22 protein-coding genes are annotated in these 25,868 nt (G+C 65.2%); 10 read left to right on the plus strand and 12 right to left on the minus strand.

The window, feature by feature from the left end; genetic code table 11:
• Positions 1–7: 7 nt before the first annotated feature.
• The 6 genes from HUU99_RS03200 to HUU99_RS03225 all read right to left on the minus strand — a co-directional run bounded on the left by HUU99_RS03200 (position 8) and on the right by HUU99_RS03225 (position 5,812).
• Positions 8–559 (minus strand): hypothetical protein, encoded by a 552-nt coding sequence (locus HUU99_RS03200; protein WP_174285136.1) that lies wholly within the window; start codon positions 557–559, stop codon positions 8–10.
• Entirely contained in the window at positions 556–2,037 is a 1,482-nt protein-coding gene (gene atpD / locus HUU99_RS03205; protein ID WP_254602889.1) for a F0F1 ATP synthase subunit beta, read from the minus strand. Before atpD ends, HUU99_RS03200 begins: the two co-directional genes overlap by 4 nt.
• A gap of 309 nt (positions 2,038–2,346) precedes the next feature.
• A complete protein-coding gene (locus HUU99_RS03210; RefSeq protein WP_174285137.1) occupies positions 2,347–2,589 on the minus strand; it encodes a DUF2442 domain-containing protein in 243 nt (80 codons plus the stop codon).
• A gap of 95 nt (positions 2,590–2,684) precedes the next feature.
• Positions 2,685–3,575 carry a F0F1 ATP synthase subunit gamma gene (locus HUU99_RS03215; RefSeq protein WP_174285138.1) on the minus strand — a complete coding sequence of 297 codons (891 nt, stop codon included), beginning with the start codon at positions 3,573–3,575 and terminating at the stop codon, positions 2,685–2,687.
• A gap of 115 nt (positions 3,576–3,690) precedes the next feature.
• Positions 3,691–5,220 (minus strand): F0F1 ATP synthase subunit alpha, encoded by a 1,530-nt coding sequence (gene atpA / locus HUU99_RS03220; protein ID WP_174285139.1) that lies wholly within the window; start codon positions 5,218–5,220, stop codon positions 3,691–3,693.
• Positions 5,221–5,251: 31 nt separating this feature from the next.
• Complete coding sequence (locus HUU99_RS03225) at positions 5,252–5,812, minus strand: F0F1 ATP synthase subunit delta (protein ID WP_174285140.1); 561 nt, start codon at positions 5,810–5,812, stop codon at positions 5,252–5,254.
• A gap of 210 nt (positions 5,813–6,022) precedes the next feature.
• Here HUU99_RS03225 and HUU99_RS03230 point away from each other — a divergent pair, with 210 nt between their 5' ends.
• Positions 6,023–7,558, plus strand: coding sequence for a CpaF family protein (locus HUU99_RS03230; RefSeq protein WP_174285141.1), 1,536 nt, complete (start codon positions 6,023–6,025; stop codon positions 7,556–7,558).
• 59 nt (positions 7,559–7,617) lie between these two features.
• Positions 7,618–9,192, plus strand: coding sequence for a DUF6311 domain-containing protein (locus HUU99_RS03235; RefSeq protein ID WP_174285142.1), 1,575 nt, complete (start codon positions 7,618–7,620; stop codon positions 9,190–9,192).
• A 16-nt stretch (positions 9,193–9,208) separates the two neighbouring features.
• On the opposite strand, the gene phaR is transcribed toward HUU99_RS03235, so the two are convergent.
• From phaR to HUU99_RS03250, 3 genes are all read right to left on the minus strand, one after another.
• Complete coding sequence (phaR, locus tag HUU99_RS03240) at positions 9,209–9,766, minus strand: polyhydroxyalkanoate synthesis repressor PhaR (RefSeq protein WP_174285143.1); 558 nt, start codon at positions 9,764–9,766, stop codon at positions 9,209–9,211.
• Positions 9,767–9,854: 88 nt separating this feature from the next.
• The gene (gene alr / locus HUU99_RS03245) at positions 9,855–10,892 is read right to left on the minus strand and encodes an alanine racemase (protein WP_174285144.1); all 1,038 of its coding nucleotides are present in this window, start codon (positions 10,890–10,892) and stop codon (positions 9,855–9,857) included.
• Positions 10,893–10,896: 4 nt separating this feature from the next.
• Entirely contained in the window at positions 10,897–12,492 is a 1,596-nt protein-coding gene (locus HUU99_RS03250; RefSeq protein WP_174285145.1) for an MFS transporter, read from the minus strand.
• Positions 12,493–13,097: 605 nt separating this feature from the next.
• Between HUU99_RS03250 and HUU99_RS03255 the strand changes: the two genes are divergently transcribed.
• The 4 genes from HUU99_RS03255 to HUU99_RS03270 all read left to right on the plus strand — a co-directional run bounded on the left by HUU99_RS03255 (position 13,098) and on the right by HUU99_RS03270 (position 16,939).
• A complete protein-coding gene (locus HUU99_RS03255; protein WP_174285146.1) occupies positions 13,098–13,889 on the plus strand; it encodes a helix-turn-helix domain-containing protein in 792 nt (263 codons plus the stop codon).
• A gap of 83 nt (positions 13,890–13,972) precedes the next feature.
• Positions 13,973–14,512, plus strand: coding sequence for an SgcJ/EcaC family oxidoreductase (locus HUU99_RS03260; protein WP_174285147.1), 540 nt, complete (start codon positions 13,973–13,975; stop codon positions 14,510–14,512).
• Positions 14,513–14,567: 55 nt separating this feature from the next.
• Complete coding sequence (locus HUU99_RS03265; protein WP_174285148.1) at positions 14,568–16,520, plus strand: OPT family oligopeptide transporter; 1,953 nt, start codon at positions 14,568–14,570, stop codon at positions 16,518–16,520.
• A 26-nt stretch (positions 16,521–16,546) separates the two neighbouring features.
• Entirely contained in the window at positions 16,547–16,939 is a 393-nt protein-coding gene (locus tag HUU99_RS03270) for a hypothetical protein (RefSeq protein ID WP_174285149.1), read from the plus strand.
• Positions 16,940–16,975: 36 nt separating this feature from the next.
• Here the strand turns inward: HUU99_RS03270 and HUU99_RS03275 are convergent, their stop codons facing one another.
• From HUU99_RS03275 to queF, 3 genes are all read right to left on the minus strand, one after another.
• Positions 16,976–18,256 (minus strand): glycoside hydrolase family 130 protein, encoded by a 1,281-nt coding sequence (locus tag HUU99_RS03275; RefSeq protein WP_174285150.1) that lies wholly within the window; start codon positions 18,254–18,256, stop codon positions 16,976–16,978.
• Positions 18,257–18,305: 49 nt separating this feature from the next.
• The gene (locus tag HUU99_RS03280) at positions 18,306–20,564 is read right to left on the minus strand and encodes a glycosyltransferase family 4 protein (protein ID WP_254602890.1); all 2,259 of its coding nucleotides are present in this window, start codon (positions 20,562–20,564) and stop codon (positions 18,306–18,308) included.
• A gap of 134 nt (positions 20,565–20,698) precedes the next feature.
• On the minus strand, positions 20,699–21,145 hold the full coding sequence (gene queF / locus HUU99_RS03285) for a preQ(1) synthase (protein ID WP_174285152.1): 447 nt from the start codon (positions 21,143–21,145) through the stop codon (positions 20,699–20,701).
• A gap of 19 nt (positions 21,146–21,164) precedes the next feature.
• Between queF and HUU99_RS03290 the strand changes: the two genes are divergently transcribed.
• From HUU99_RS03290 to HUU99_RS03305, 4 genes are all read left to right on the plus strand, one after another.
• Positions 21,165–22,709, plus strand: a complete 1,545-nt coding sequence (locus tag HUU99_RS03290; protein ID WP_174285153.1) for a cryptochrome/photolyase family protein — start codon at positions 21,165–21,167, stop codon at positions 22,707–22,709.
• A 264-nt stretch (positions 22,710–22,973) separates the two neighbouring features.
• Positions 22,974–23,801 carry a sulfurtransferase gene (locus HUU99_RS03295; RefSeq protein ID WP_174285154.1) on the plus strand — a complete coding sequence of 276 codons (828 nt, stop codon included), beginning with the start codon at positions 22,974–22,976 and terminating at the stop codon, positions 23,799–23,801.
• A 75-nt stretch (positions 23,802–23,876) separates the two neighbouring features.
• Positions 23,877–25,079 carry a cystathionine beta-lyase gene (gene metC, locus HUU99_RS03300; RefSeq protein WP_174285155.1) on the plus strand — a complete coding sequence of 401 codons (1,203 nt, stop codon included), beginning with the start codon at positions 23,877–23,879 and terminating at the stop codon, positions 25,077–25,079.
• A 1-nt stretch (position 25,080) separates the two neighbouring features.
• Positions 25,081–25,857: a TorF family putative porin gene (locus HUU99_RS03305; RefSeq protein WP_174285156.1), complete on the plus strand. Its 777-nt coding sequence runs from the start codon at positions 25,081–25,083 to the stop codon at positions 25,855–25,857.
• Positions 25,858–25,868: the final 11 nt, after the last annotated feature.

The raw sequence follows: 25,868 nt of genomic DNA on the forward strand, positions 1-25,868 counted from the left end.
ATCTTACCTATTTGTTGGGAGTAGATTCAAAGTTCACTATTTCCCGCCGACCGCCCGGGGCCAAATCCATTCCGACCAAATTAGCGACAATTGCGATTGCCGGTTTGCCTGGAGGTTGGACGGCCATCGCATAACGCTCGGGAGCGGCAGCCGGAGGTAGCTTTCGCCATGGCACGCCTGGCGTTTCAAACTGGTCATGCAACGCCTTCAGCAATGCGGGACCATCATCGCTCGATGCATCGATAAAGCATTGGCCTTTCTCAAATCCGACCACCCACGCCGCGCCACCTGCCCACATGACCTTCGCAAATTGCGGTTTGCCCCACGTTGCGGGCATTCCGCGGGCGACAGCTTGGGCAATATCGGCCGGCGGCGTCCCGAAATATTCCAGTCCGGCAGCAGCCAGTTCTTTCTGCCGGGACTGAATAATAGGCGACGCGCCGCTAACGTGAAGCAAACACCCCAAAGGAACCGCGTGCGCCATCGCCTCGGCAGCCGACTTCGCCGGTGCCGGCCCTGTTGATGTGACCAAACTCAACAAGGCAGCAATGAAGATCACGACTCCTGCGCCATCTTCTCGGCCTTGGCGACCGCTTCGTCGATCCCGCCGACCATGTAGAACGCCGCTTCCGGCAGATGGTCGTACTCGCCGTCGACGACCGCCTTGAACGACTTGATCGTGTCCTCGATCTGCACGAACTTGCCGCTGATGCCGGTGAAGACCTCGGCGACGTGGAAGGGCTGGGACAGGAAGCGCTGGATTTTCCGCGCGCGCTGCACGGTCAGCTTATCCTCTTCGGACAATTCGTCCATGCCGAGAATCGCGATGATGTCCTGCAGCGACTTGTACCGCTGGAGCAGCGACTGGACCGCGCGGGCGGTATCGTAATGCTCCTGGCCCACAACGCGCGGTTCCAGCACGCGGCTGGTCGAATCGAGCGGATCGACCGCGGGATAGATGCCGAGTTCGGAGATTGCGCGGTTGAGCGTCGTCGTCGCATCCAGATGCGCGAATGACGTCGCCGGCGCGGGATCGGTCAGATCGTCCGCCGGAACGTACACGGCCTGCACCGAGGTGATCGACCCCTTGTTGGTCGAGGTGATGCGTTCCTGCAACGCGCCCATGTCGGTGGACAGCGTAGGCTGGTAGCCCACCGCCGAGGGGATGCGGCCGAGCAGCGCCGACACTTCCGCGCCCGCCTGGGTGAAGCGGAAGATGTTGTCGACGAAGAACAGCACGTCCTGCCCTTCGACGTCGCGGAAATATTCCGCGATCGTCAGCCCCGACAGCGCGACGCGCGCGCGGGCACCCGGCGGCTCGTTCATCTGGCCGAACACCAGGGCGACCTTCGACCCTTCCGAGATCGCATTCCCCTCGGCGTCCTTGGCGATGACGCCCGCGTCGAGGAATTCGTGATAGAGATCGTTGCCCTCGCGCGTGCGCTCGCCCACGCCGGCGAACACCGACACGCCGCCATGGCCCTTGGCGATATTGTTGATGAGTTCCTGGATCAGCACGGTCTTGCCGACACCCGCGCCGCCGAACAGCCCGATCTTGCCGCCGCGCGCGTAGGGCGCAAGCAGGTCGATGACCTTGATGCCGGTGACCAGGATCGCGCTTTCCGTCGACTGGTCGACGAACAGCGGCGCAGCCGCGTGGATCGGCGAAGTCATGTCGGTGTTGACCGGGCCACGCTCGTCGATCGGCTCGCCGATGACGTTCAGGATGCGACCGAGCGTCGCGGGGCCGACCGGCACGCGGATCTGCGATCCGGTGTCGCGGACGTTCTGGCCACGGGTCAGCCCCTCGGTCGCATCCATCGCGATCGTGCGGACGGTGTTCTCACCCAGATGCTGCGCGACCTCTAGAACGAGACGGTTGCCGTTATTGTCCGTCTCCAGCGCCGACAGGATCGACGGCAGGTTGTCGGGAAAATGCACGTCGACGACCGCGCCGATGATCTGCGAGATCGTGCCGGTATTATTGGTCTGCGGGCCCGTCGTGGTCGGGCGGATATCTTCAGCGGCGGTTGCCATGGTCACTTCCTGCTTATGGCCGGGCAGTATCCCGGCGTGTCGATTAGATGCCATCCCTTAGCATCGACGGCGAAATAGGTCTTGTCGTGGACGGTCCTGCCCTTGAGACGAACACTATAGCGGCAAACGGCCTCGGTCGGCTCGTCAGCCCCAAATCCGTACATTGTACGGAGGTGATTGGCGCTGAGACCAGCCCAGCGCAACTGGCAACCAACGCGTTACGCATTTCGGACGACGTGGGTGTGCTTGCAATCGCCGCAGGCGTCACCAGACAGCAAGCAACGATCGAAAGCGACGTTGTTCGTTTTGTCATTGCAAGACCCATTCGCCGAATGCGAACAGATGGCGGTGCATATTGTCCGGTGCCAGATCGATATCGTCGGACCAAGCAACGGCACCATGCTCTACATAAGCTTGTCTGAAAAAGGCAGGATTGCCCAGTGGTCCGAAAACGCCTTGAAATGCCGATGGCTCGAAGCGAACAAAGCCTTGCACGCCATCACGATGACTGACGTGCAACGTACAATCATCGACTGCCTTCACGGCCGCCACGCAGTAATCCGAACCGCGGCCAGGCAAAGGAACGCCTGCCGCCGCCCATTCTTGGTCAGTCGCATACGGGTCAGGCCTGAACGAACTGGCTAGGCTCACAACGCCTCCGCCCCGGAAATGATCTCCACCAGTTCCGTCGTGATCGCGGCCTGGCGGGTGCGGTTGTACTGGATAGAGAGGCGGTTGATCATGTCGCCCGCATTCTTGGTCGCATTTTCCATCGCGTTCATCCGGCTGCCCTGTTCGGACGCGGCGTTTTCCAGCAGCGCGCGGAAGATCTGGATCGCGATGTTGCGCGGCAGCAGGTCGGCGAGGATCGACTCCTCGTCGGGCTCATATTCCACCGCGGCGGCTGCGGAAGTGGAGGAAGTGGAGGCGTGCGACGCACTCGCTTCCACTTTCACGGGGATGATCTGGCGCGCGGTCGGCTCCTGCACCAGCGCGGAGACGAATTTGGCGTAGAACAGATGCACTACGTCGAACTCGCCCGCCTCGAACCGGCGGATCAGGTCGTCGGCCATCGCGCGCGCCTGGTCGAAGCTCGCCACCTTCATGGTCGAAATGTCGAAATCCCCGGCGATCTGGTCCGGATAGAAGCGACGGATCACGCGGCCCTTCTTGCCAGCGACGTAGAAGCGCACCGTCTTGCCCGCCGCCTCAAGCTCTTCGGCCTTCTTGCGCGCGGCGCGGACGATGTTGGTGTTGAACGCGCCCGCCAGGCCACGCTCGGACGTGACGACGACCAGCATCTGGACCTGGTCCTTGCCGGTGCCCGCCAGCAGCTTCGGCGACGATTCGCTGACCGTCACCTTCGACGCCAGGCTGGCCATCACGCCCTCCAGCCGCTCGGCATAGGGACGACCGGCCTCCGCCGCCTCCTGTGCACGGCGCAGCTTGGCGGCGGCGACCATCTTCATCGCCTTGGTGATCTTCTGCGTCGACTTCACCGAGCCGATGCGGATCTTGAGGGCCTTCAGGGATGCCATAGTCTTCCTTCGTCCGTCATCCCGGGCTCGTGCCGGGATCCAGAGCCCCAAGCGATCCGTGCTTGGCCCTGGACCCCGGCACAAGCCCGGGGTGACGGTGCGTTTATGTCAGCCGTTACGCAAACGTCTTCGCGAACGCGTCGAGCGCACTCTTCAGCTTACCCTTCGCCTCGTCGCCCAGATCGCGCGTGTCGCGGATCATCGTCAGCACATCGGCATGGTTCGCACGCAGGTCGGCGAGCATTTGCTCCTCGTACCGGGTCACGTCGCTCACCGGCACGGTGTCGATATACCCTTGCGTGCCTGCGAAGATCGACGCGGTCTGTTCCTCGAACGGCATCGGCGAGAACTGCTTCTGCTTCAGCAGTTCGGTCAGCCGCGCGCCACGTGCCAGCAGGCGCTGCGTCGAGGCGTCGAGGTCGGAGCCGAACTGCGCGAACGCCGCCATCTCGCGGTATTGCGCCAGTTCCAGCTTGATAGAGCCCGAGACCTTCTTCATCGCCTTGGTCTGCGCGGCGGAGCCCACGCGCGATACCGACAAGCCGACATTGATCGCCGGACGGATGCCCGCGAAGAACAGGTCGGTTTCGAGGAAGATCTGGCCGTCGGTGATCGAGATCACGTTCGTCGGGATATAGGCCGACACGTCGCCCGCCTGCGTCTCGATGATCGGCAGCGCGGTCAGCGACCCGCCGCCGTTCGCGTCCGACATCTTGGCGGCCCGCTCCAGCAGGCGCGAATGGAGATAGAACACGTCGCCCGGATACGCCTCGCGGCCCGGCGGGCGGCGCAGCAGCAGCGACATCTGGCGATACGCCACCGCCTGCTTCGACAGATCGTCGAACACGATCAGCGCATGCATGCCGTTGTCGCGAAAATATTCCCCCATCGCAGTGCCGGTATAGGGCGCGAGGAACTGGAGCGGCGCGGGGTCCGATGCGGTCGCGGCGACGACGATCGAATAGTCCATCGCGCCCTGTTCGGTCAGCGTGCGGACAAGCTGGGCCACCGTCGAGCGCTTCTGGCCGACCGCGACATAGACGCAGTACAGCTTCTTCTTCTCGTCCGTACCGGCGTTGACGCCCTTTTGATTGATGAACGCGTCGATCGCGACCGCGGATTTGCCGGTCTGGCGATCGCCGATGATGAGTTCGCGCTGGCCGCGGCCGACCGGCACGAGCGCGTCGATCGCCTTCAGGCCCGACTGCATCGGCTCGCTGACCGAGGTCCGCGGAATGATGCCGGGGGCCTTGACCTCGACGCGGCTGCGCTCGGTCGTCTCGATCGGACCCTTGCCGTCGATCGGGTTGCCGAGGCCGTCGACCACGCGGCCGAGCAGCGCCTTGCCGATCGGCACGTCGACGATCGTGCCGGTGCGCTTGACGACGTCGCCTTCCTTGATCTCCGAATCCGACCCGAAGATCACGACGCCGACATTGTCGGCCTCCAGGTTCAGCGCCATGCCCTGCACGCCGTTCGAGAATTCGACCATCTCGCCCGCCTGGACGTTGTCCAGCCCGTAGATGCGAGCGATGCCGTCGCCGACGCTCAGCACCTGGCCGGTTTCGCTGATTTCGGCTTCGGTGCCGAAATTGGCGATCTGGTCGCGGATGACCTTCGAGATTTCTGCGGCGCGGATGTCCATGGGTATTGCCTTCAGCCTTTCCGGGGCGGCGTCAGCCGCCGACTTTCATTACGTGCGCAAGCGCATTCAGACGGGTGCGGATCGACGAATCGATGCGCTGCGAACCGATGCGGACGACCAGCCCGCCGAGGAGTTCGGGATCGACCGTCAGGTCGACATTGACGTCGCGACCGACGCGCGTGCGAAGCTGCTGCTTCAGTGCGTCGACCTGATCGTCCGACAGCGGATGCGCGGACGCCACTTCGGCGGTCGTCTCGCCGCGGTGCTGCGCCGCCAACGCACGGAATGCACGGATGATCGCGGGCAGCTGTGCCAGCCGGTGGTTCTCCGCGAGGACGCACAGGAAATTCTTCGTCGTGCCGTCGATGCCGATCTCGTCCGCGACCGCCTGCACCGCCTTCACCGCGGATTCGCGCGCGACCAGCGGACTGGTCGTCAGCATCCGGAAGTCGTCCGACTGCGTCAGCGCATCACGCACCGCCGCCAGGCTCGCCTCGACGGCCTCGATCGCCTTAGACTCTTGCGCAAGCTCGAACAAAGCGAACGCATAGCGCCCGCTCAAACTCGCCTGAATACCGCCGGATAGCTCCACGCGATTAGCATCCTCGTCCCTGGATCAACGGATATCGCCCCATGGCGACGGGGACGCGGAACCGCGCCTGCCGATGGGTTGCCGGGCGGTTAGCATCGGGTGCCGGGGGATGCAAGGCGGGGGATATCCAAGCGCGCGGCGCTCCGGCCGTGGTTAGGCAAATGTAAATCCTTGCCCCCTAACCCCGTTGACGACGACAAGAGGTGAGGCATGAGCGCGTTCGGCCGACGGCCTGGTACTACGGGATCGACCCCCGCCCGGCCGGCGTTCGGTGTGGCGCGTCCGATGCAAGGCGGCGGCATAGCGCCGCGCGCCGATACCGAAGGCGGATCGCAATTTCCGCCGCTCGATTCGCTGCCGATACCCGGGGAGAGCGAAGGCGTCGGCCCCGGCACGATGCCCGGCCTGCCGATGGACGCGATGCAGCGCCTGGCCGATCGCCAGAATGCGTCCGCCGATTCGGGCAGCAGCCGCGTCGAAGGTTTCGAAAGCTCGATCCACAAGATCAAGGAACAGGTGCTGCCGCGCCTGCTCGAACGGGTCGACCCCGAAGCCGCGGCGACGCTCGGCAAGGACGAACTCGCCGAGGAATTCCGTCCGATCATCGGCGAGGTGCTCGCAGAACTTAAACTAACACTCAACCGGCGCGAACAATTCGCGCTGGAAAAGGTGCTGGTCGACGAATTGCTGGGTCTCGGGCCACTCGAGGAACTGCTCGCCGATCCCAACATCACCGACATCATGGTGAACGGGCCCGAGCAGACCTATGTCGAGCGCAAGGGCAAGCTGGAACTGGCACAGATCCAGTTCCGCGACGAGGAACATCTGTTCCAGATCGCGCAACGCATCGTCAATTCGGTCGGCCGCCGCGTCGACCAGACCTCGCCGCTCGCCGATGCCCGCCTGAAGGACGGCTCGCGCGTCAACGTGATCGTGCCGCCGCTGTCGCTGCGCGGCACCGCGATCTCGATTCGTAAATTCTCCGCCAAGCCGATCACCATCGACATGATGGCGGGCTTCGGCAGCATGAGCCCCAAGATGGCGACCGCGCTGAAGATCGCGGGCGCCAGCCGGTTCAACGTCGTGATCTCGGGCGGTACGGGCTCGGGCAAGACGACGATGCTCAACGCCCTGTCGAAGATGATCGACCCCGGCGAGCGCGTGCTGACGATCGAGGACGCGGCCGAACTTCGCCTGCAGCAGCCGCACTGGCTGCCGCTGGAGACGCGGCCTGCCAATCTGGAGGGCCAAGGCGAGGTGAGCATCCGCGACCTCGTCAAGAACGCGCTGCGTATGCGCCCGGACCGGATCATCCTCGGCGAAATCCGCGGCAGCGAGTGTTTCGACATGCTCGCCGCGATGAACACGGGTCATGACGGATCGATGTGCACGCTCCACGCCAACTCGCCGCGCGAGGCCTTGGCGCGTATGGAAAACATGGTGATGATGTCGGACATCAAGGTGCCCAAGGAAGCGATCAGCCGCCAGATCGCCGACTCCGTCGAACTGATCATCCAGGTCAAGCGCCTTCGCGACGGCAGCCGGCGCGTGACGAACGTGACCGAGGTGATCGGCATGGAAGGTCCCGTCATCGTCACGCAGGAACTGTTCAAGTTCGAATATCTCGATGAAAGCGCGGACGGAAAGATCATCGGCGAATACCGCTCGATGGGCCTGCGCCCCTACACGCTCGACAAGGCACGGCAATACGGGTTCGATTCGGCCTATCTCGAAGCCTGTCTGTAGCGCCCAGGCGAACGCGCGCCGTTAACGCTTCTTCCGGCACCTTCGCTTAGGGTTAGGCGATGCGACGCATCACGACTCCCCTCCTTCTCGTGCTGTTGCCACTCGGTCTATTCCTGGCGTTCTTCCACCCCACGACCTTGCAGGTCGGCAATGCCGGATGGCTGATCCGGGGCAGCGACAATGGCGAAAACGCGCTCGGGGCGCATGCCTATTGGCACGACCGGTCCGCCGGCGGCTCGCTCAAGACCATATTGGTCAACGCCCCCGAAGGGGTGCCGATACTCTACACGGACAGCAACCCGTTGGTCACATTGGCAGCGAAGCCATTTGCGACGCTGTTACCCGACGACGCCCAGCTTGTCGGCCCGTTCGTCCTCCTCAGCCTGATACTGCAGGCCTTTTTCGCATGGCTGCTGCTTCGCCGCCATGCACCGGGCCGCGTGGCATTATGGGCCGGGGTCATGTTGCTGGCGTTTCCACCGACGCTCGCCAACCGGTTCGTCCATGTCAACCTGATGGCGCATTGGACGATATTGGCGGCGCTCTGTCTGTTTCTCGATGCGGACCGCAGTCGGAGGCTGGCCTGGTGGGCACCGCTGATTGCGGTGACCGCGCTGATCCACAGCTATCTGCTGATCATGGTCGGCGCGATCTGGGCTTCGGCGATGCTGATGCGCTTCACCGGGGGATCACGGCAAACGCGCCTCGCTACGCTGGGACAGGCCGTGGCCATTTTGAGCCTCGTCGCCGCGCTAGCCTGGTGGCTCGGCATCGGCGATCAGATACCGGCCGGCAATTTCGGTGCCTTCTCTATGCCGCTCGACGCGTTGTGGAACCCGGGCATCGGCAATTTCTCGAACCTGTTGCCCGCTCACGAAAAAAGTCCGGGCAGGGGCTTCGAAGGGTTCCAGTATCTGGGTGCCGGTGGTCTGCTGCTCACGGCGTTGGCCGTCGTCGTCGCTGTCTATCGGCCGGCCCGCGAAGGCGAGCGCGCGGTAGGGCAGCGCCTGCGCGGGCTGGTTCCGGCGCTGGTCGTGCTCACGATCCTTGCCGTGGCGCATATGCATCTGCCGCCTTTGGCACTGGCGTTGCTCGACCCGGTACGCGCGTCGGGTCGCCTGTTCTGGCCCGTCGGCTATGTCCTGGTGTTTATGGCAGTGCTGTCCGTGTTCCGTCTCTCGGCCGAACGCGCAGCACTCGTCCTGATCGCGGTCGTCGCGGTTCAGGTCATCGATCTGGCCGGCATGGCCGACGCGATCCGTGCCCAAAGCCGCGAGGCCGACCGGCACCAGCTTTACGCCCGCACCCTCGATCCACGCTGGAATCGTTTGATCGGTCTGTCACGATCCATCGCGTTCATGCCCGGCGACGTGACGCACGACCTCGACGTCTTTCAGGAAGTCGCATGGCGTGCAACCGATGCCGGGCGACCCGTCGCCAACGTCTATGCCGCGCGAACGAGCCGCACCACCACGCGCCGTCTCGAAACCGAAGCCGCCACCTTCGCACGGGGTGAACTGGTACCCGGGCGGTTGTACGTCGTGCCGGCGGGTGCGCCGATGCCGGCCGCTGCACGATCTCGCAGGCTGACGCTCGACGGGGTCGACCTCGTCGCACCATTTCCGACGCGCTGACCGTCGTCGCGAGCGTTCACCGCAACCGTTCGACCTTTTCTTGCAACCGTTCCAGTTCGGCACGCAGCGATGCGATCTCGGCGTCCTTGCCACCCGGGGGGGCAGATCCCGCCGGCGCAGCATTGCCCGCCGCGCCCGGCTTGAACGCGTTCGCCGCGGCTTCGAACATCGCCATGTTGCGCTTGGCGATCTCGGCGAACGGGGAATTGGCGAACGCCCCCTCGACCGCGGTCTTGAACTGCGCTTGGTTGCGGCGGAAGCTGTCCATCGACGCCTCCAGATAGCCCGGCACCATCGCCTGCATCGAATCGCCGTACATCGATATCAGCTGGCGCAGGAAACTGACGGGCAGCATCGTCTCGCCGCGGCTTTCCTCCTCCATGATGATCTGCGTCAGGACGTTGTGCGTGATGTCGTCTTCGGATTTCGCGTCGATGACCTTGAAGTCGCGGCCCTCCCGCGTCATCGCGGCGAGGTGGTCCAGCGTGATGTAGGACGACGTCTCGGTATTGTAGAGGCGGCGATTGGCGTATTTCTTGACGATGACCGGACCGTCGCCGATGGGTTTCTTCATGTCTGCCCCCGCACTGAAGCAGTCGGCGTATCGCCTTTCCTACTGCACCGCAACAATGCTGGCCGGCATGCTGCGCAATATGAGGGCATCATATCCAGCGGCGCGCATAGCGACCGCCCAGCGAGGTGAGCAGTTCATATTGCGACATCCCGCTGACGCTCGCCGCGTCGGCGAGCGTCAGGTCGATCGTCAGCCAGTCGCCTTCGCCGATTCCCGCCGCGTCGTCGACACCTATCGCGAGCAGGTCCATCGATACCCGGCCGAGCACCGGCAATGCCGCATCGCCCCACCGTGCGAAGCCGCGATCGGAGAAACCCCGGAAATAGCCATCGGCGTAACCGATATTGAGGATCGCGACCTCGGTATCCGCGGGCGCGGTCCAGGTGGCATTGTATCCGATCGTGTCCCCCGTCGGCACGCGCCGACGCTGGAGCACTTGCGCCTGGGGAGTCGCGACCGGGCGGACGATCGCTTCATATTCCCCGCGCGGCGTTCCTCCGTACAGGGCAAGCCCCGGCCGCGTCAGGTCGAACGTATAGGCCGGCCCCAAGACGATGCCCGCGGAATTGGCCAGACTCATCCGCCGCGCGTTCGTCGCGCCGGCCAGCGCGGCGAAACCGGCCTGCTGGCGCGCGTTCATGCCCGCATCCTCGTCCGCACAGGCCAGATGGCTCATCAGCGTCTCGATCGCCAGACCGTCCAGCAGCCCGGCCGCCAAAGCCGTCGTTGACACCCCGAGCCGGTTCATGCCGGTGTCGACCATCACGTCGCAGGCCCCGCCGCCCGCCGCCTTCCACCGTTCGACCTGGATTGGGGTATTGAGCACCGGACGCGCGATGCCTTCCCGCGCGATCCCCATGTCCTCGTCGCGTACCCCGTGCAGAACCGAGACGTTCAGCCCCAGCGGCGCAAGTGCTGCCGCCTCCGCCCATGTCGCGACGAAGAAGTCGCGGCACCCCGCCGCCGCCAGCCGCGTCGCCACGCCGGCTGCACCAAGCCCGTAGCCGTCCGCCTTCACCGCAGCGCCGCAGACGGCGCTACCGCTCAGCCGGTCGAGGGCGCGCCAATTATCGGCCAGCGCCTCCCCGTCCAGCAGCAACCGCAGCGGCGGCGATGACGCCGTCAAACCGTCACGCCTTTGCCGCCGACACCAGCGCGCGCTCGTCCAGCCAGACGACCGTCACCACCAACGCCATCGCCACGACCGCCATGGTGTACCAGAGCCCGGCGAACGGATCGCCCGTCTTCGCGACGATATACTGGCTGATGAACGGCAAGAATCCGCCGAAATAGCCGGTTCCGATATGATAGGGGATCGACAGCGAGCTGTAGCGGATGGCGGGCGGGAACATCTCGGACAGCAACGCCGCGACCGGGCCGTAGGTGATCCCCGACAGCGCCCCCAACGCCAGGATCGCCACCAGGATCAGCGCGATGTTGCCCGGCGACGGCTTCACCTTCGCCAGATCATACCCGGCATGCGTCAGCGCCGCGTCGAGCCCGGCGGGGCCGTGATCCGCGATCGGCTCGCCGCCGATCGTCACGACGGTGACGGGGGTGCGCTGTTTGGCATAGGCGACGCCCTTCTTCGACAGATAGTCGAGCACCCGGCCGCAATCGTCCGCCTGTTCCTTCGCGAACGGGCTGTACGCGCAGGCCGGCCCCGACACCACCACCGGCGCGTGCTGCGCCGCGCGCGACAGGCCGGGGTTCGCCGCCGCGCCGATCGTCCAGAAGATCGGGAACAGCAATATAAATGTCAGCGCATAGCCGATGACGATCGGCGTTTTGCGCCCGACCCTGTCCGACCATTTCCCGAACGCGACGAACCACACCAGCCCGACCAGCGCGCCTGCGCCGACGATCAGCTGCGCGGTAGTCTCGTCGACGCGCATCGGCCCCTGCAGGAACGACAGGACGGTGAACATCGCGGTGTACCAGATGACCGTCAGCCCCGCTGCGATTCCGAACAACGCAACCAGCATCCGCTTGATATTGCCGGGATAGGTGAAGCTTTCGACCAATGGATTGACCGCGCGCTCCCCGGCCGCGCGCATGGCCGCGAACACCGGGCTTTCCGACAGCTTCAGCCGCATCCACAGCGACACCGCGAGGAGTACGAGCGAGAACAGGAACGGCAGCCGCCACGCCCAGCCGTCCCAGACCGGCGGCGCGACCACCGCCTTGGTCAACAGAACGACGACGATGCTGAGGATGAAGCCACCGACGACGCCGGCCTGGATGAAGCTGGTGTAGAAGCCCGCCTTCCCGCGCGGCGAATGTTCCGCGACATAGACCGCCGCCCCGCCATATTCGCCGCCCAGCGCCAGCCCCTGCGCGATCCGCAGCAGCAGCACGATCGCGGGTGCGGCAAGCCCGATGGTCGCCGCGGACGGTACCAGCCCGACCCCGGCAGTCGCGATGCCCATCAGCGTGATGGTCACCAGGAAGGTATATTTGCGCCCCATCCGATCGCCGAGATAGCCGAACAGCACCGCGCCGAGCGGCCGGAATCCGAACCCGACCGCGAACCCCGCCCAGGCGAGCAGCGTCTGCACCATCTCGTTCCCCGCCGGGAAGAAGGTGCGCCCGATGATGCCCGACGCGGCAAGCGTGCCGTAGATGAAGAAGTCGTACCATTCGAACACGGTGCCGAGCGACGACGCCGCGATAACGAGCCGGATTTCCCCGCGCGTCGGCTGATGGTCCGCGATTGCCTGCGTCATTTGGCGCCTCTCCCTGCGCCTTTAGTAGCGCGGCGGGGCGGTGCGGCAACCGAGTCGCGGCGGCCGGTCATGATATGATGGGTCGTTGGAGTGGACGAAGTGGACGCCACGTCGGGGCTGGAATCGTCTCTCGCAGCGATTCGACGGTCGGGGGAGCGGGGCATGCGGGCGTGCGCGGCGGCGGCATGGTCCGGCGGTGGCATGGAAAGTCCAACATTGCCACCCGCTCCCCCGCGAAAGCGGGGGTCCGGGAGCCGCAAGGGATGTCCCGTGGAACCCTGGGTGTGCGGGGTCGGATCGTCCCCCGGACGATCCTCGCGCGTGCGGAGCATGCGCAACCCCGCACTCGCTTTCGCGGGAGAACGGGAAGCGGATGGGCAAACTCCCCATCCCCCGTCTCCCCTCCCTGGCGAAGGCCGGGGCCCGATAGCCGAGGTTGAGGTGGCGACTTGCATCGCGTCGTCACGGCCGTCTCGCTCATGGGCCCCGGCCTTCGCCGGGAGGGGCGTGGAGTGCAGCCGGAATACCCATCGCCACCGCATCGCCTACCTTCCCCCCGCCCCGCGCTTGCGCCATGATCCATGCGGACCCGCGGAGGCGTCGGCATGGATATAGCGAAATCCCGTCCCGACGACCGGCTGGCCCCCTATGTGCGCCATTACGTATCGCGTCGCGCACGGCTGGGTGGCGAACTGGTCCGCATCGCGCTACCCGCGCGGACACAAGTGATCCTCGAATTCTATTTCGCCGCGCCGCATCTCGTCGAGATCGTGTCGACGGGGACACGCGAACGCGCGCCGACCGCGGTCGTCGTCGGACCACAGACGTTCCGCCGGGTCGACTTGCTGCTGTCGGGCATCGTCGAGGTCTTCACCGTGCAGTTCACGCCGACGGGGCTGCACGCGCTGTTCGGCATTCCGATGCGGCACGCGATCGACACGGCGATGGTCGCCGAGGACCTGCTGGGTGCCGCGTTGATCCGCCCGCTCCACGACCGGCTGGCCACCGCGCCCGATCACGCCGCTCGCACCGCGATCTGCGACGACGTCCTGCTGGCCTATCGCCAACTGCATCGGCCGACCGCAACCCCGTCGATCGCGAGCCGGATCGTCGCGGCGATCGAGCGCGGCCGTGGCACGGCGACCGTGGCGGACCTGTCGATCGCGGCGGGTCTCTCGCCCCGCCAGCTCCGCCGTTTGTTCGATGCGGAAGTGGGAATGGCCCCCAAGCTCTATGCGCGGATCGTCCGGCTCGACGCCGCGCTGACCGCCCATCGCGCGACGCCCGACCGATCCTGGACCGACATCGCGCATGATCTGGGCTGGTTCGACCAGGCCCATCTCGACAAGGATTTCCGCGCACTGGCGGGATCGACGCCCACCGATTTCCCGATCTGAGCGCGGTCGGTCCGTCGATGGCCGATCCTTACTATCGGCGGTGTCCGGAGCGGCGGTAGCGAGGCGGCGTCACGGAGAAACCCATGCGCCGCTTCCTGCCCTTCGCCCTTCTCGGAGTATCGATCATGTCCCAGACCGCCACGCTCGCCCCCGTCCACGCCGCCGCGCTCGCCGACGATGTCGCCCCCGCCGACCATACGGCGATCCAGGCGATCCTCGATTCGCAGACCGCGGCCTGGGACGCGCACGACATGACGGCCTTCGTCGCGGACATGGCGCCCGATGTCGACTGGATCAACGTCGTCGGCATGCACTGGCACGGCCGCGAGGCGGTGCTGCGCGCGCATACCGCGTTCCACAAGATGCCGATGTTCGCGCATAGCAGCATGATCCCCGGCCCGGTCGAGATGCGCGGCGTCGCGCCCGGCGTGATCCTGGTCGTCGACCACACGCGGCTGGAGGGGATGGGGCCGACGCCGGGCGGCGGCACCTATCCGACGACGGGCAGCATCATGACGCTGGTCTTCATCCGGCAGGGCGGCCGGTGGTGGATCGCGCATGGCCACAACACCAATGTCGACGCGCATGCCGCAGCACACGATCCCTCGCGCCCGCCCGGCTGATCGGTCCCTCGTTTCCCGCGTTGGCGGGGCGGCGCGTTCGTGCCACACTTCGCCGATGCAGACATCCGCCCCGGCCTCTACCCGCGAACTCACCTTCCGTGCGATCGTGCTCGGCGGGATCATCACGTTGCTGTTCACCGCGGCGAACGTCTATCTGGGGCTGAAGGTCGGGTTGACCTTCGCGACGTCGATCCCGGCGGCGGTGATCTCGATGGCGATCCTGCGCTACCTGCCCGGCGCGACGATCCTGGAGAACAACATCGTCCAGACGGTCGCGTCGGCGGCGGGGACGCTGGCGGCGATCATCTTCGTGCTGCCGGGGCTCGTGATGGTCGGTTGGTGGCACGGCTTTCCGTTCGTCGCGACCGCGGGGATCACGATGACGGGCGGGTTCCTCGGCGTGATGTTCTCCGTGCCGCTGCGCCGCGCGCTCGTCGTCGATACCGACCTGCCCTATCCCGAGGGTCATGCCGCCGCCGAAGTGCTGAAGATCGGCGCGGGCAGCCGGGAGGGCGAGGCGGAAAGCGCGCGCGGGCTGCGCGTCATCGTCGTCAACAGCCTCGTATCCGCCGGCTTCGCAATCCTGACGCAGACGCGGCTCGCCGTGGCGGAGGCGACGCAGTTCTTTCGCGTCGGCGGCGGCGCGACCGAGATCTCGGGCGGCCTGTCCTTCGCGCTCCTCGGGGTCGGGCATCTGGTCGGGCTGTCGGTCGGCATGGCGATGTTCTTCGGGATCGTCATCGGCTTCTGGATCGCGCTCCCGATCCTGACCGCCCACGCCGCATCGGCCGGGCCGATCGCGGATTGGGTCGGGGCGAGTTTCAAGCACGACGTCCGCTTCCTGGGCGCGGGCGTCATCGGCGTCGCGGCGGTGTGGACTTTGGTGAAGATCGCGGGACCCGTCATCGGAGGGATCCGATCCTCGTTCGCGGCGTCGCGGACCCGCGGCCGGATGGAGGCGGTGACGCTGGAGGAGCGCGACCTGCCGTTCGGGATCGTCGCGGGGGGCAGCCTGCTGGTGCTCGTGCCGATCGCGGTGCTGTTGTGGTCGACGATCGCGGGTGGGCCGCTCGCCGGGTCGGCGCTGGTGCTGATCGCTGGCGCGCTGCTGTTCGTGCTGGTCGCGGGGCTCGTGATCGCGGCGGTGTGCGGCTATATGGCGGCGCTGATCGGCGCGTCCAATTCGCCGGTGTCGGGGATCGGCATCCTGTCCGTGCTCGCCGCGTCGCTGATGCTGGTCGGATTGTTCGGCCGCGGGACGCCGGTGGGCACGACGCAGGCGCTGGTCGCCTATGCGCTGATCGTAACGGGTGTGGTATTCGGGGTCGCGACGATCTCGAACGACAATCTGCAGGACCTGAAGACCGGGCAACTGGTCGGCGCGACCCCGTGGAAGCAGCAGGTGGCGTTGCTGTTCGGCGTCGTCTTCGGCAGCCTCGTCGTGCCGCCGGTGCTGCAATTGATGATGACCTCGTTCGGCTTTGCGGGGATGCCCGGTGCGGGGCCGAATGCGCTCGCGGCTCCGCAGGCGGCGCTGATCTCCGCGCTGGCCAAGGGGGTGCTGGGCGGCGATCTCAACTGGGCGATGATCGGCTGGGGTGCGCTGGTCGGGGTCGGGGTGGTGATCGTCGACGAACTGCTCGGCGTCGCCAAGCTGCTGCGCTTGCCGCCGCTTGGGGTCGGACTCGGCATCTATCTGCCGATGAGCGTCACGCTGCCCGTGGTGCTGGGTGCGGTGATCGGCTGGCGGTACGACGCCTGGGCCGAGCGGAGCCGCGATCCGGAGCAGGCCAAGCGGCTGGGCGTGCTGACCGCGACGGGGATGATCGTGGGCGAGAGCCTGTGGGGGGTCGCCTTTGCGGGCATCGTCGCGGCGGCGGAGACGGACGCGCCGCTGGCCTTGGTCGGCGACGGGTTCGGGACCTGGGCTCTGGTGGGAGGAACGGTCGTGTTTCTGGCGTTGGTCGGGTGGCTGTATTCGCGGACGCGGGCGGCGGTAGCGGGTTAAGCTGACAGTGATAGGGAAGAGAACGCATGCTTTTTCTATTAGGCCTCGCCCTTCAATCTACACCTTGCCCGGCTGGTGACATTGGTTGTCGAGATACGCGGCAACGCGTCGAAGCCGCCGCCGTCAAAGGCCGCTTCGATGATAGAACAGCAAAGCGAACTTCCTGGTTGCATTGCCTGGGTATAGCAGCAAAAAACTTCTCAAAGCAGCACGAAGTAGCGAATGACGTTGCCCGAGCCGCCTTTGGACTCTGTAGAGCCGAATTAGAGTCATTTTACTTCGCTGATACTCATGTAAGTGAGGATTTTGGACAGGTCATTAAGCCGCAACAACGGTTTTATAAAGATCAAGAAGCTGAACAATACGATTTCCTCCTTGGTCAGGTAATGGCATATCGCACAGAAAGCGGCTTTAGATAGGCATTCAGCCCTACTAATTAGTGTCGCGAGCTTTTACTACATGGCTTTGAGAAGTTCCCCGATCGACACGAACGCGAATCCGATCGAGCTGTCCGCGATCCCGTACGGGATGAACAGCGTATCCCCGTGGCGGATCGCGCCGCAGGAATAGACGACGTTGGGAACATACCCTTCGCGGTCCTGATCCTTCGCGGACAGGATCGGCTCCACCGTCCGCCCGATGACCTTCGACGGATCGTCCTTGTCCAGCAGCACCGCGCCGATCGAATATTTGCGCATCGCGCCGACGCCGTGGGTCAGCAGCAGCCAACCCTCGTCGAGTTCGATCGGTGGCCCGCAATTGCCGATCTGGACGAGTTCCCACGGATAGCGCGGTTCGAGGATGCGCGCACCGTCGTCCCAGTGCGTCAGGTCGTCGGACTTGAGCAGGAACAGGTTCTCGCCGTCCTGCCGACCGATCATCATATACAGGCCGCCGACCTTTCGCGGAAACAGCGCCATGCCCTTGTTCCGCGCGGCGGTGCCCGTCATCGGGACGAGATCGAACGCCCGGAAATCGCGCGTCCGCATCAATTCGGAGCGGATCGTCGCGCCGTCATAGGCGGTGTACGTGCCGATCCATTCCACACCGCCGTCGTCGTGGAGGAACTGCACGATGCGCATGTCCTCCAGCCCCTTGGACTGCGCGGCGGTGATCGGGAAGATCACAGTGCCGGACAAGGTGCTGTCGCGGTGGCGATAGACCGTCACCGGCCCTTCCGGCATCTTGTCCTCGCCACTGCCGGTCGCATCGGTCGCGGTCGCGAACGGCGGTTCGGGTGCGAGTGTCAGTTCGTAGCCATCGGTGATGATGCCCTCGCGGAAGGCGACGGAGGAGATGTGTCCTTCGCCGACCGCGCGCATCGACATCAGCAATCGGAGCGATCCTGCGGGCATGCCGGACTGGTCGAAATGCGGCACCGCGGACGGGTTCATCAATGCGGCGGCGGCATAGCTGTATTCGTGGCAGAAATACGCACCGATCAGCTGACGCTTTTCGTCGCCGATCTCCGCACCGTCGAGTCCGAGCTGGTCCGCGATCTGATCGTACCGGGTCATGAAGACGCGGCGCGTCTGCCAGTGCCGCGCCTCGAAATCCTTCAGCACGACTTCGAGCTGGTTCGACGCCTCGACGGGCGACATGTCCAGCACTTCGCCGACCAGTCGTTCGGTGCGGCTCGGGGCTTGGGTATTGGCACCCCAGGCAATGTGAAAGGGCCGGACGACCACGCGCGACGGGTCAGCGTGCAGCTTCAGGCTGTGGGTAAACAAATCCATCGCGCCGTATCGTCTCGCTACTGCCGGTCCATGACCGGCACCAGCAAGGCTAGGCGACGGCGCGCGACGGCCCTGCCACGCTTTCGCCGCGCTTTGAAACCCCAGAAATCGCACAGCCCGCCAGTTGGAGCGCCAAAATCGACTCCGCGCCCTGATTGCGGTTCAATCCGGTCGGCATCAGCCCGTCGAAACACCCGCCATCGTCCGACGACGCGAGCGGCATGTCGAGGTCGTTCTGCCCCAGGAACCAGCCATAGGCGCGCATCGCCTCGTCGACCCAGCGCTGGTCGCCCGTCGCATCATAGGCCGCGACGCACGCATCGACCGTCGCCTGCGCCTCCAGCGGCTGCTGGTCGAACAACAGCGGATCGCCATAGGCACGACCGAAGCTCTCCGTGCCCACCGCACGGAAACGGCCTTCGGGGGATGTCTGCTTGCCGACGATCCAGTCGAGCGTCGACAGGCCGCACCGCACCAGATCCTCACGCTCCAAGGCCTGACCCGCGCGGATCATCGCCTGAGGCAGACGGGCGTTATCATATGCCAGCACGATCTCGAACCACTGCCATTCGGGGCGACGCGTCTCGGCAAGCAACTCCATCAGCCCGTCGGCGAACCGCTCGATAATCTGCAGCGACAGCACGTGGCGCGGCCGCGCCTCGAGCATCGCCGCGGCACCGAGCATCGCGAAACCCTGCGCGCGCGGGCTGCCGAGCTCGAACGCCATGCTGGCGGTCAGGTCGAACATCACCGTCGCCCAGTCGCGATGCTTGCGATCCCGCGCATCGCGTGCGGTGACGCCAAGCGCCCACAAGGTACGCCCGTTCGAATCCTCGGACCCGACATCCTCGCACCAGGTCCGATCGAAATTCATGAAGTTGCGGAACCGCCGCGCATCGGGGTTCCAGGCATATTGTACGAACGACGCGTAGATCGTCGTCCACTTGTCGCGCTGGATCGGATCGAGGTCGTCGATCGCGCTCATCAACATCAGCGCGCGGGCATTGTCGTCGATGCAATAGCCGTGACGGCGGTCGGGGATCGAATAGATCGAATGCTGCAACATGCCGGTCGAATCGCTCATCCGCTCGACCGCGGCGATATCCGGGATCAGCGGACGCGGCGCGACCGTCTTGGCCAGACGCAACGGCTTGGCCGCTACCGCCTGCCGTATCTGCGCGATCGCCGCTTCGGCGAGACGCGGCCAGATCATCGTCCGCCCGCGGGCATAGGCGCGCGCCGACAGCCTGGTGCGATCGCGGTCGCTGGACAGCAACCGATCGATCTCCCGCGCGAAAGCTGCCGAATCGCGGAAGTCGACGAGGACCCCGTGGCCGTCCGCCAGGATCTCCGTCGCATGCGCATAGGGCGTGGAGACCACCGCCTTGCCGACACCGATCGCATAGGACAATGTGCCCGAGGTGATCTGCGCGGGGTTGGTATAGGGCGTCGCGTAGATATCGGCGGCCTGCAGATACTCGATCAGGTCGTCGTGATCGACGAACGCATCGATGAACTGCATATTGGCCGCAACTCCGCGCTGTTCGGCCAATGCCTTCAGCCGGTCGCGATACGCCTCGCCCTCATGCGCCACCAGATTGGGATGGGTAGCGCCAAGCACGGCATATAGCAGGTTCGGGTGACGTTCGATGACCATGGGCAGCGCATCGATGATCGTCTCGATGCCCTTGTTCGGCGCGAGCAACCCGAACGTCAGGACGACCTTGTGCCCCTCCCAGCCGAACTTCGACTTCAGCGTGTCGGGTTCGACGACATCGCGGTCGGGAACACCGTGCGGGATCATGACCAATTGGCGCGGATTTGCCCCGTAGACGCGCTGCAGAATGTCCGCGCCGCGGTCTGCCATGACGATGATCCGCGACGCGCGGCGGAGTAATCCTTCCATGACGCGACGTTCGTCCGCATTCGGTTTCTCGAGGATCGTGTGCAGCGTCACGATGACCGGCAGCGACGTTCTGTCGAGCAACGCGAGCAGATATTCGCCCGCGGGGCCGCCATAGATGCCATATTCATGCTGAACCCAGATCGCCTCCGCCCCGCTGGTCTCGATCGACCGCGCGGTTGCGATATAGGACGACAGATCGTCCTGCGGGATCGCAGCGGTGACTTCGGGGGGATAGGCGTAGCGACCCGGATGATCGTCCATCGCATAGACGTCGACGGCAAGATCGGGGAAACGGCCGCGCATCGCGGTGTAGATATCGGTCGTGAAGGTCGCGAGTCCGCATTTGCGCGGCAGGAAGTTACCGATCAGCGCAATGTGGTTGATGTCCGCCGCTTCAGCCAATCCGTACTCCATCCCGCCTACTTTCGCTTCACCGCAGCGCCGCATAGCGACTCCGTCGGGGATCAGAACGATACCCGATCAGAAAGGTTGCATTAATGTTGCGACGCAGCAAGGGGCTTCGATGCGGATGGGCTTCAGCCCCGTCCACGATAGGGGACAACACCCTGATCGGGCAACCAAAGGTCGGCAGGCGGTGCACCGGTCTGCCAGAAGACGTCGATCGGGATGCCGCCGCGCGGATACCAATAGCCGCCGATTCGCAGCCATATCGGCATCATCTCCGCCACCAGCCGCTCGCCGATGCCGACCGTGCAATCCTCGTGGAAACCGGCATGGTTGCGAAAGCTGCCAAGGAACAGCTTCAGCGATTTGGATTCAACGATCGTTGCGTCCGGAATATAATCGATCACCAGATGGGCAAAATCGGGCTGGCCCGTCACTGGACATAGCGACGTGAATTCCGGCACGGCGAAGCGGACGAGATAGGTCCGCCCGGGCCGCGGATTGGGAACGTAATCGAGCACCGCTTCTTCCGGGGAAGCCGGCAGAGCGCTGGTCTGGCCGAGATGCATCGGGGTCATGGCGCGGATGTAGGACGGGATGGTCGCGAAGCAAAGCACGGTACGGACGCTGGTCCCGATCCTCGGCGATCAACTGTCACGCGATATCGCATCGCTGTCCGGTGCCGATCCGGCCTCCACCATCGTCCTGATGATGGAGGTCGCGGACGAGACCACCTATGTCCGCCATCACAAGAAGAAGATCGCGTTCCTCTTTTCCGCGATGCGCCATCATGCGCAGATGCTGCGCGCGGAAGGCTGGACGGTCGATTACGTCACCCTGGACGATCCCGACAATGCCGGCAGCTTCACCGGCGAGATCGCACGCGCCGTCGACCGCTACGCCCCCGACCGAATCGTCGTGACCGAAGCGGGCGAGTGGCGCGTCGCGGCGATGCTCGACAGCTGGGAAACCGTGTTCGGCATCCCCGTCGATATCCGCGGCGACACCCGCTTCGTCGCGAGCCATGCGGATTTCGACGAATGGGCGACCGATCGCAAATCGCTCCGGATGGAATTCTTCTACCGGGTCATGCGCCGCCGCACCGGGCTGCTGATGGACGGCGACGATCCGGTCGGCGGCGAATGGAATTTCGATGCGCAGAACCGGAAGCCTGCCGACAACGATCTGCTGATGCCGCGCCCGATCGCCTTTCCGCCGGATGCGATCACCACAGACGTGCTGGCGCTGGTCGCGGACCGGTTCGCCGATCACCCGGGCACGCTGGACGGCTTCGATTTCGCGGTGACGCAAGCCGATGCGATGCGCCAGCAACGGCATTTCCTCAATCATGCGCTGCCGCGGTTCGGCGACTATCAGGACGCGATGCTGACCGGCGAGCCGTATCTGTGGCACTCGATCCTGTCGCCGTACGTCAACGCGGGCCTGCTCGATCCGCTGGAACTGTGTCGCCAGGCGGCGGCGCGGTTCGACGAAGGCAAGGCACCGATCAACGCGGTCGAGGGCTTCGTCCGGCAGATCATCGGCTGGCGCGAATATATGCGCGGCATCTATTGGCGCGAGGGGCCGGATTACGTCGATCGCAATTTCCTGAATGCCACCCGCGATCTGCCCGGCTTCTACTGGACCGGCGAGACGGACATGCATTGCCTTGCACAGGCGATCGGCCAGACGCTGACCCACGCCTATGCGCACCACATCCAGCGGCTGATGGTGACGGGCAATTACGCGCTGCTGATCGGTGCCGATCCCAGACAGGTCCATGAATGGTATCTGGAGGTCTATGCCGACGCGTATGAATGGGTGGAGCTACCCAATACGCTCGGCATGAGCCAGTTCGCGGACGGCGGGCTGCTCGGTTCGAAACCTTATGCGGCGTCTGGCGCGTATATCGACCGGATGTCCGATTATTGCCGGCATTGCCGCTACGACGTGAAGAAGCGCGTCGGTGAGAATGCCTGTCCGTTCAACGCGCTGTACTGGGATTTCCTCGTCCGCAACGAGGACAGGCTGGGGCGTAACGTCCGGCTGGCGATGCCGTATCGCAACTGGGCGCGGATGAGGCCCGCGGATCGGGAAGCCACCTTGGCGCAGGCGGCGGGGTATCTGGCTTCGCTCGATTAGAAGATTGGATCGCACGAAGGCGCAAAGGCGCGAAGAAGATGTTTCGCGGAGACGCGGAGGTGGATCGCGTGGAATGAAGAAGCGTCGCAGCCCCGCACCTTTTCTATCTCAATTTCTCCGCATCTCCGCGTGAACCAACCTTTTATCATGCGCTTCGCGCCTTGGCGCCTTCGTGCGAACCAACCTGCTCCCGCTTCCCAGGATATCCAGAGGGTCGCACTCCCCGCCAATCCGTCCTAGGACGCATCCGACAAGGAGACGAGCATGGACGCGTTGGTGACGACTGAGTGGCTCGAGAGCCAGATTGGCACGAACGATCTGCGGATCCTCGACGCGACGATGATCGAGGGCGATGCCGCCGGCGATTACGAGGCGGCGCATATCCCCGGCGCGGTGTTCCTGGATCTGAAGGAACTGGCCGACACCGCCGCGCCCCTGCCGAACACTTTGCCCAGCGCGGAGAAATTCGCCAGCCGGATGCAGACGCTCGGGCTCGGCGACGGAAGCCGCATCGTGCTGTACGACCATTCGCCGCATCATACATCGGCGCGCGCCTGGTTCATGCTCCGGACGTTCGGCGCGCACGACGTCGCGATCCTAGATGGCGGGTTCGCCAAATGGCAGGCGGAGGGACGCGAGACGCAAGGCGGCAAACGCCAGCTGCGCCACCGGCATTTCACCGTCTGGGCGGACGACAAGGGCGTCCGCACGCTGGACCAGATGAAGGCGAACCTCGACAGCCAGGCCGAACAGGTCGTCGACGCGCGCAGCCCGGGCCGCTTTACCGGCACGGAGGCCGATCCGCGGGCGGGGGTCGAACCCGGTCATATTCCGGGGTCGAAGAACCTGTATTTCACCGCGCTGTTCAACGACGACGGCACGTGGAAGCAGGGTGACGCGCTGAAGGCCGCGTTCGAGGATGCGGGGGTCGACGTGTCGAAGCCGATCGTGACGACCTGCGGATCGGGCGTCACCGCCTCGGTGCTGGCGTTCGGTGCGCATCTGCTCGGCAACGAAGCCGCGGTGTATGACGGCAGCTGGTCCGAATGGGGTGCAGATCCCTCCACCCCGAAGGCGACGGGCGCAGCGTAAACCGAACCGTTCTCCCGCGTTCGCGGGGGAACGGTAGATGGTTGAGCTATGCACTCGCCACATTATGGTCGCGGCATGACAGACGACTCTCACAAGCCGCTGGGCGATTCGACACGCATCGTCACCGCCGGCCGTCGGCCCGAATGGACGCAGGGGATCGTCAACACGCCGGTATGGCGTGCGTCGACGATCCTCTATGATTCGGTCGAGGACCTGCGCCGGAACGGGCATGGCGACAGCCACCACAGGCTGTATTACGGCAGGCGGGGCACGCCGACGCAGTGGAGCCTGGCCGATGCGCTGACCGGACTGGAACCGGGGGCGGAAGGGACGTTCCTCTACCCCTCCGGCGTCGCCGCGCTCGCCGCCGCGTTGCTGTCGGTGCTGTCGCAGGGCGACGAGCTTCTGCTGGTCGACAGTGCGTATGATCCGACGCGCGGGATCGCCGACAAGCTGTTGAAACGCTTCGGCATCGCGACGCGCTATTATGATCCGATGATCGGTGCCGGCATCGCCGACCTGATCGGCGACCGGACGCGCGCGATCCTGCTCGAAAGCCCCGGCAGTCTGACCTTCGAGGTTCAGGACATTCCCGCCATCGTCGCCGCGGCGAAGGCACGTGGGGTGACGACGATCCTCGACAATACTTGGGCGACGCCCCTGTTCTTTCCCGCGATCGAACATGGCATCGACCTGACGATGATGGCGTGCACCAAATATGTCGTCGGCCATTCGGACGTGATGCTCGGTTCGGTCACCGCCGGCCCCGGCCAGTTCGCAGCGCTTCGCGATACCAGCCACCAACTGGGCCAGGTCGCCAGCCCCGACGATTGCTGGCTCGGCAGCCGCGGCCTCAGGACGATGGCGGTTCGCCTGGCGCAGCATCAGTCGAGCGCGCTGACGATCGCGCGCTGGCTGAAGGAACAGGACGGTGTCGCCGCGGTGCTTCACCCTGCCCTGCCCGACTGTCCCGGCCACGAATTCTTCGTCCGCGATTTCAAGGGATCGTCGGGTCTGTTCTCCATCGTGCTCGATGGCGGCGACGATGCGGCGCGCGCTGCGTTGATCGACGCGCTGACGCATTTCGGGATCGGTTTCAGCTGGGGCGGCTTCGAAAGCCTGGCCATCCCCGCCGACCCGCCGGCCGGTCGCCGGCCCCGCCGCTTCGCCGGGCCGCTCGTCCGGTTGCAGATCGGGCTGGAGGATCCCGCCGACCTGATCGCCGATCTCGATGCCGGGCTATCCGCATTCCGCGCGGCCCGCGGCGCGCGGCGATAGGATGCGCATCGTCATCGGCCTGATCGGCCTCGCGATCGTCGGCGCGACGCCTGCACTGGCGCAGGATCAGACCGCGCCCCCGCCGGAGATCACGCTGACGGGCGGCGCGACCCTGACCTCCGACTACCGCTTCCGCGGTCTGACGCGAACCGATGGCGACCCCGCGGTGCAAAGCACGGTCACCGTCGCGTCACGGACGGGTTTCTACGCCGGTACCTGGGTGTCGAACATCGACGGCAGCGACAAGACCCCCTTGCTGCGTGGCCATGGCGATACCGAGATCGACCTGTATGGCGGCTATACCCGGACGTTCAGCGCGATCGGTGTCGATGCCGGCTTGCTCTATTATGCCTATCCGGGCGGCATCAAGGGCGTGAAGACCGATTATTTCGAACCCTATGCCTCGCTTCGCTACACCCTCGGCCCGGTATCGGCGAAGGTCGGCGGCAACTACGCCTGGGGCGGTCAGCCGGGGCTCGATGCCACACCAAGGCGGAACGACAATCTCTATCTCTATGGCGAAGCGTCGATCGGGGTGCCGCGTACGCCGGTGACGCTGAAGGGTCATGTCGGCCATACGCAGGGCGCGCTCGGAATGGTCAATCCCGATCCGGCCGACGATCGTTATTGGGACTGGTCGGTCAACGCGGAAGCCGTCGGCGGTCCGATCAAGGTCGGCATGACCTATGTCGACACCGACGTCACCGAGCAGGGCGGCTATGCCCGCAGGCTGGGCCGCGGATCGACGATGCTCGGCTATGTCGGGTTCAGCTTCTAGGACGGACGGCA

The organism is Sphingomonas bacterium (genome assembly GCF_903642285.1).
GTDB lineage: Bacteria > Pseudomonadota > Alphaproteobacteria > Sphingomonadales > Sphingomonadaceae > Sphingomonas.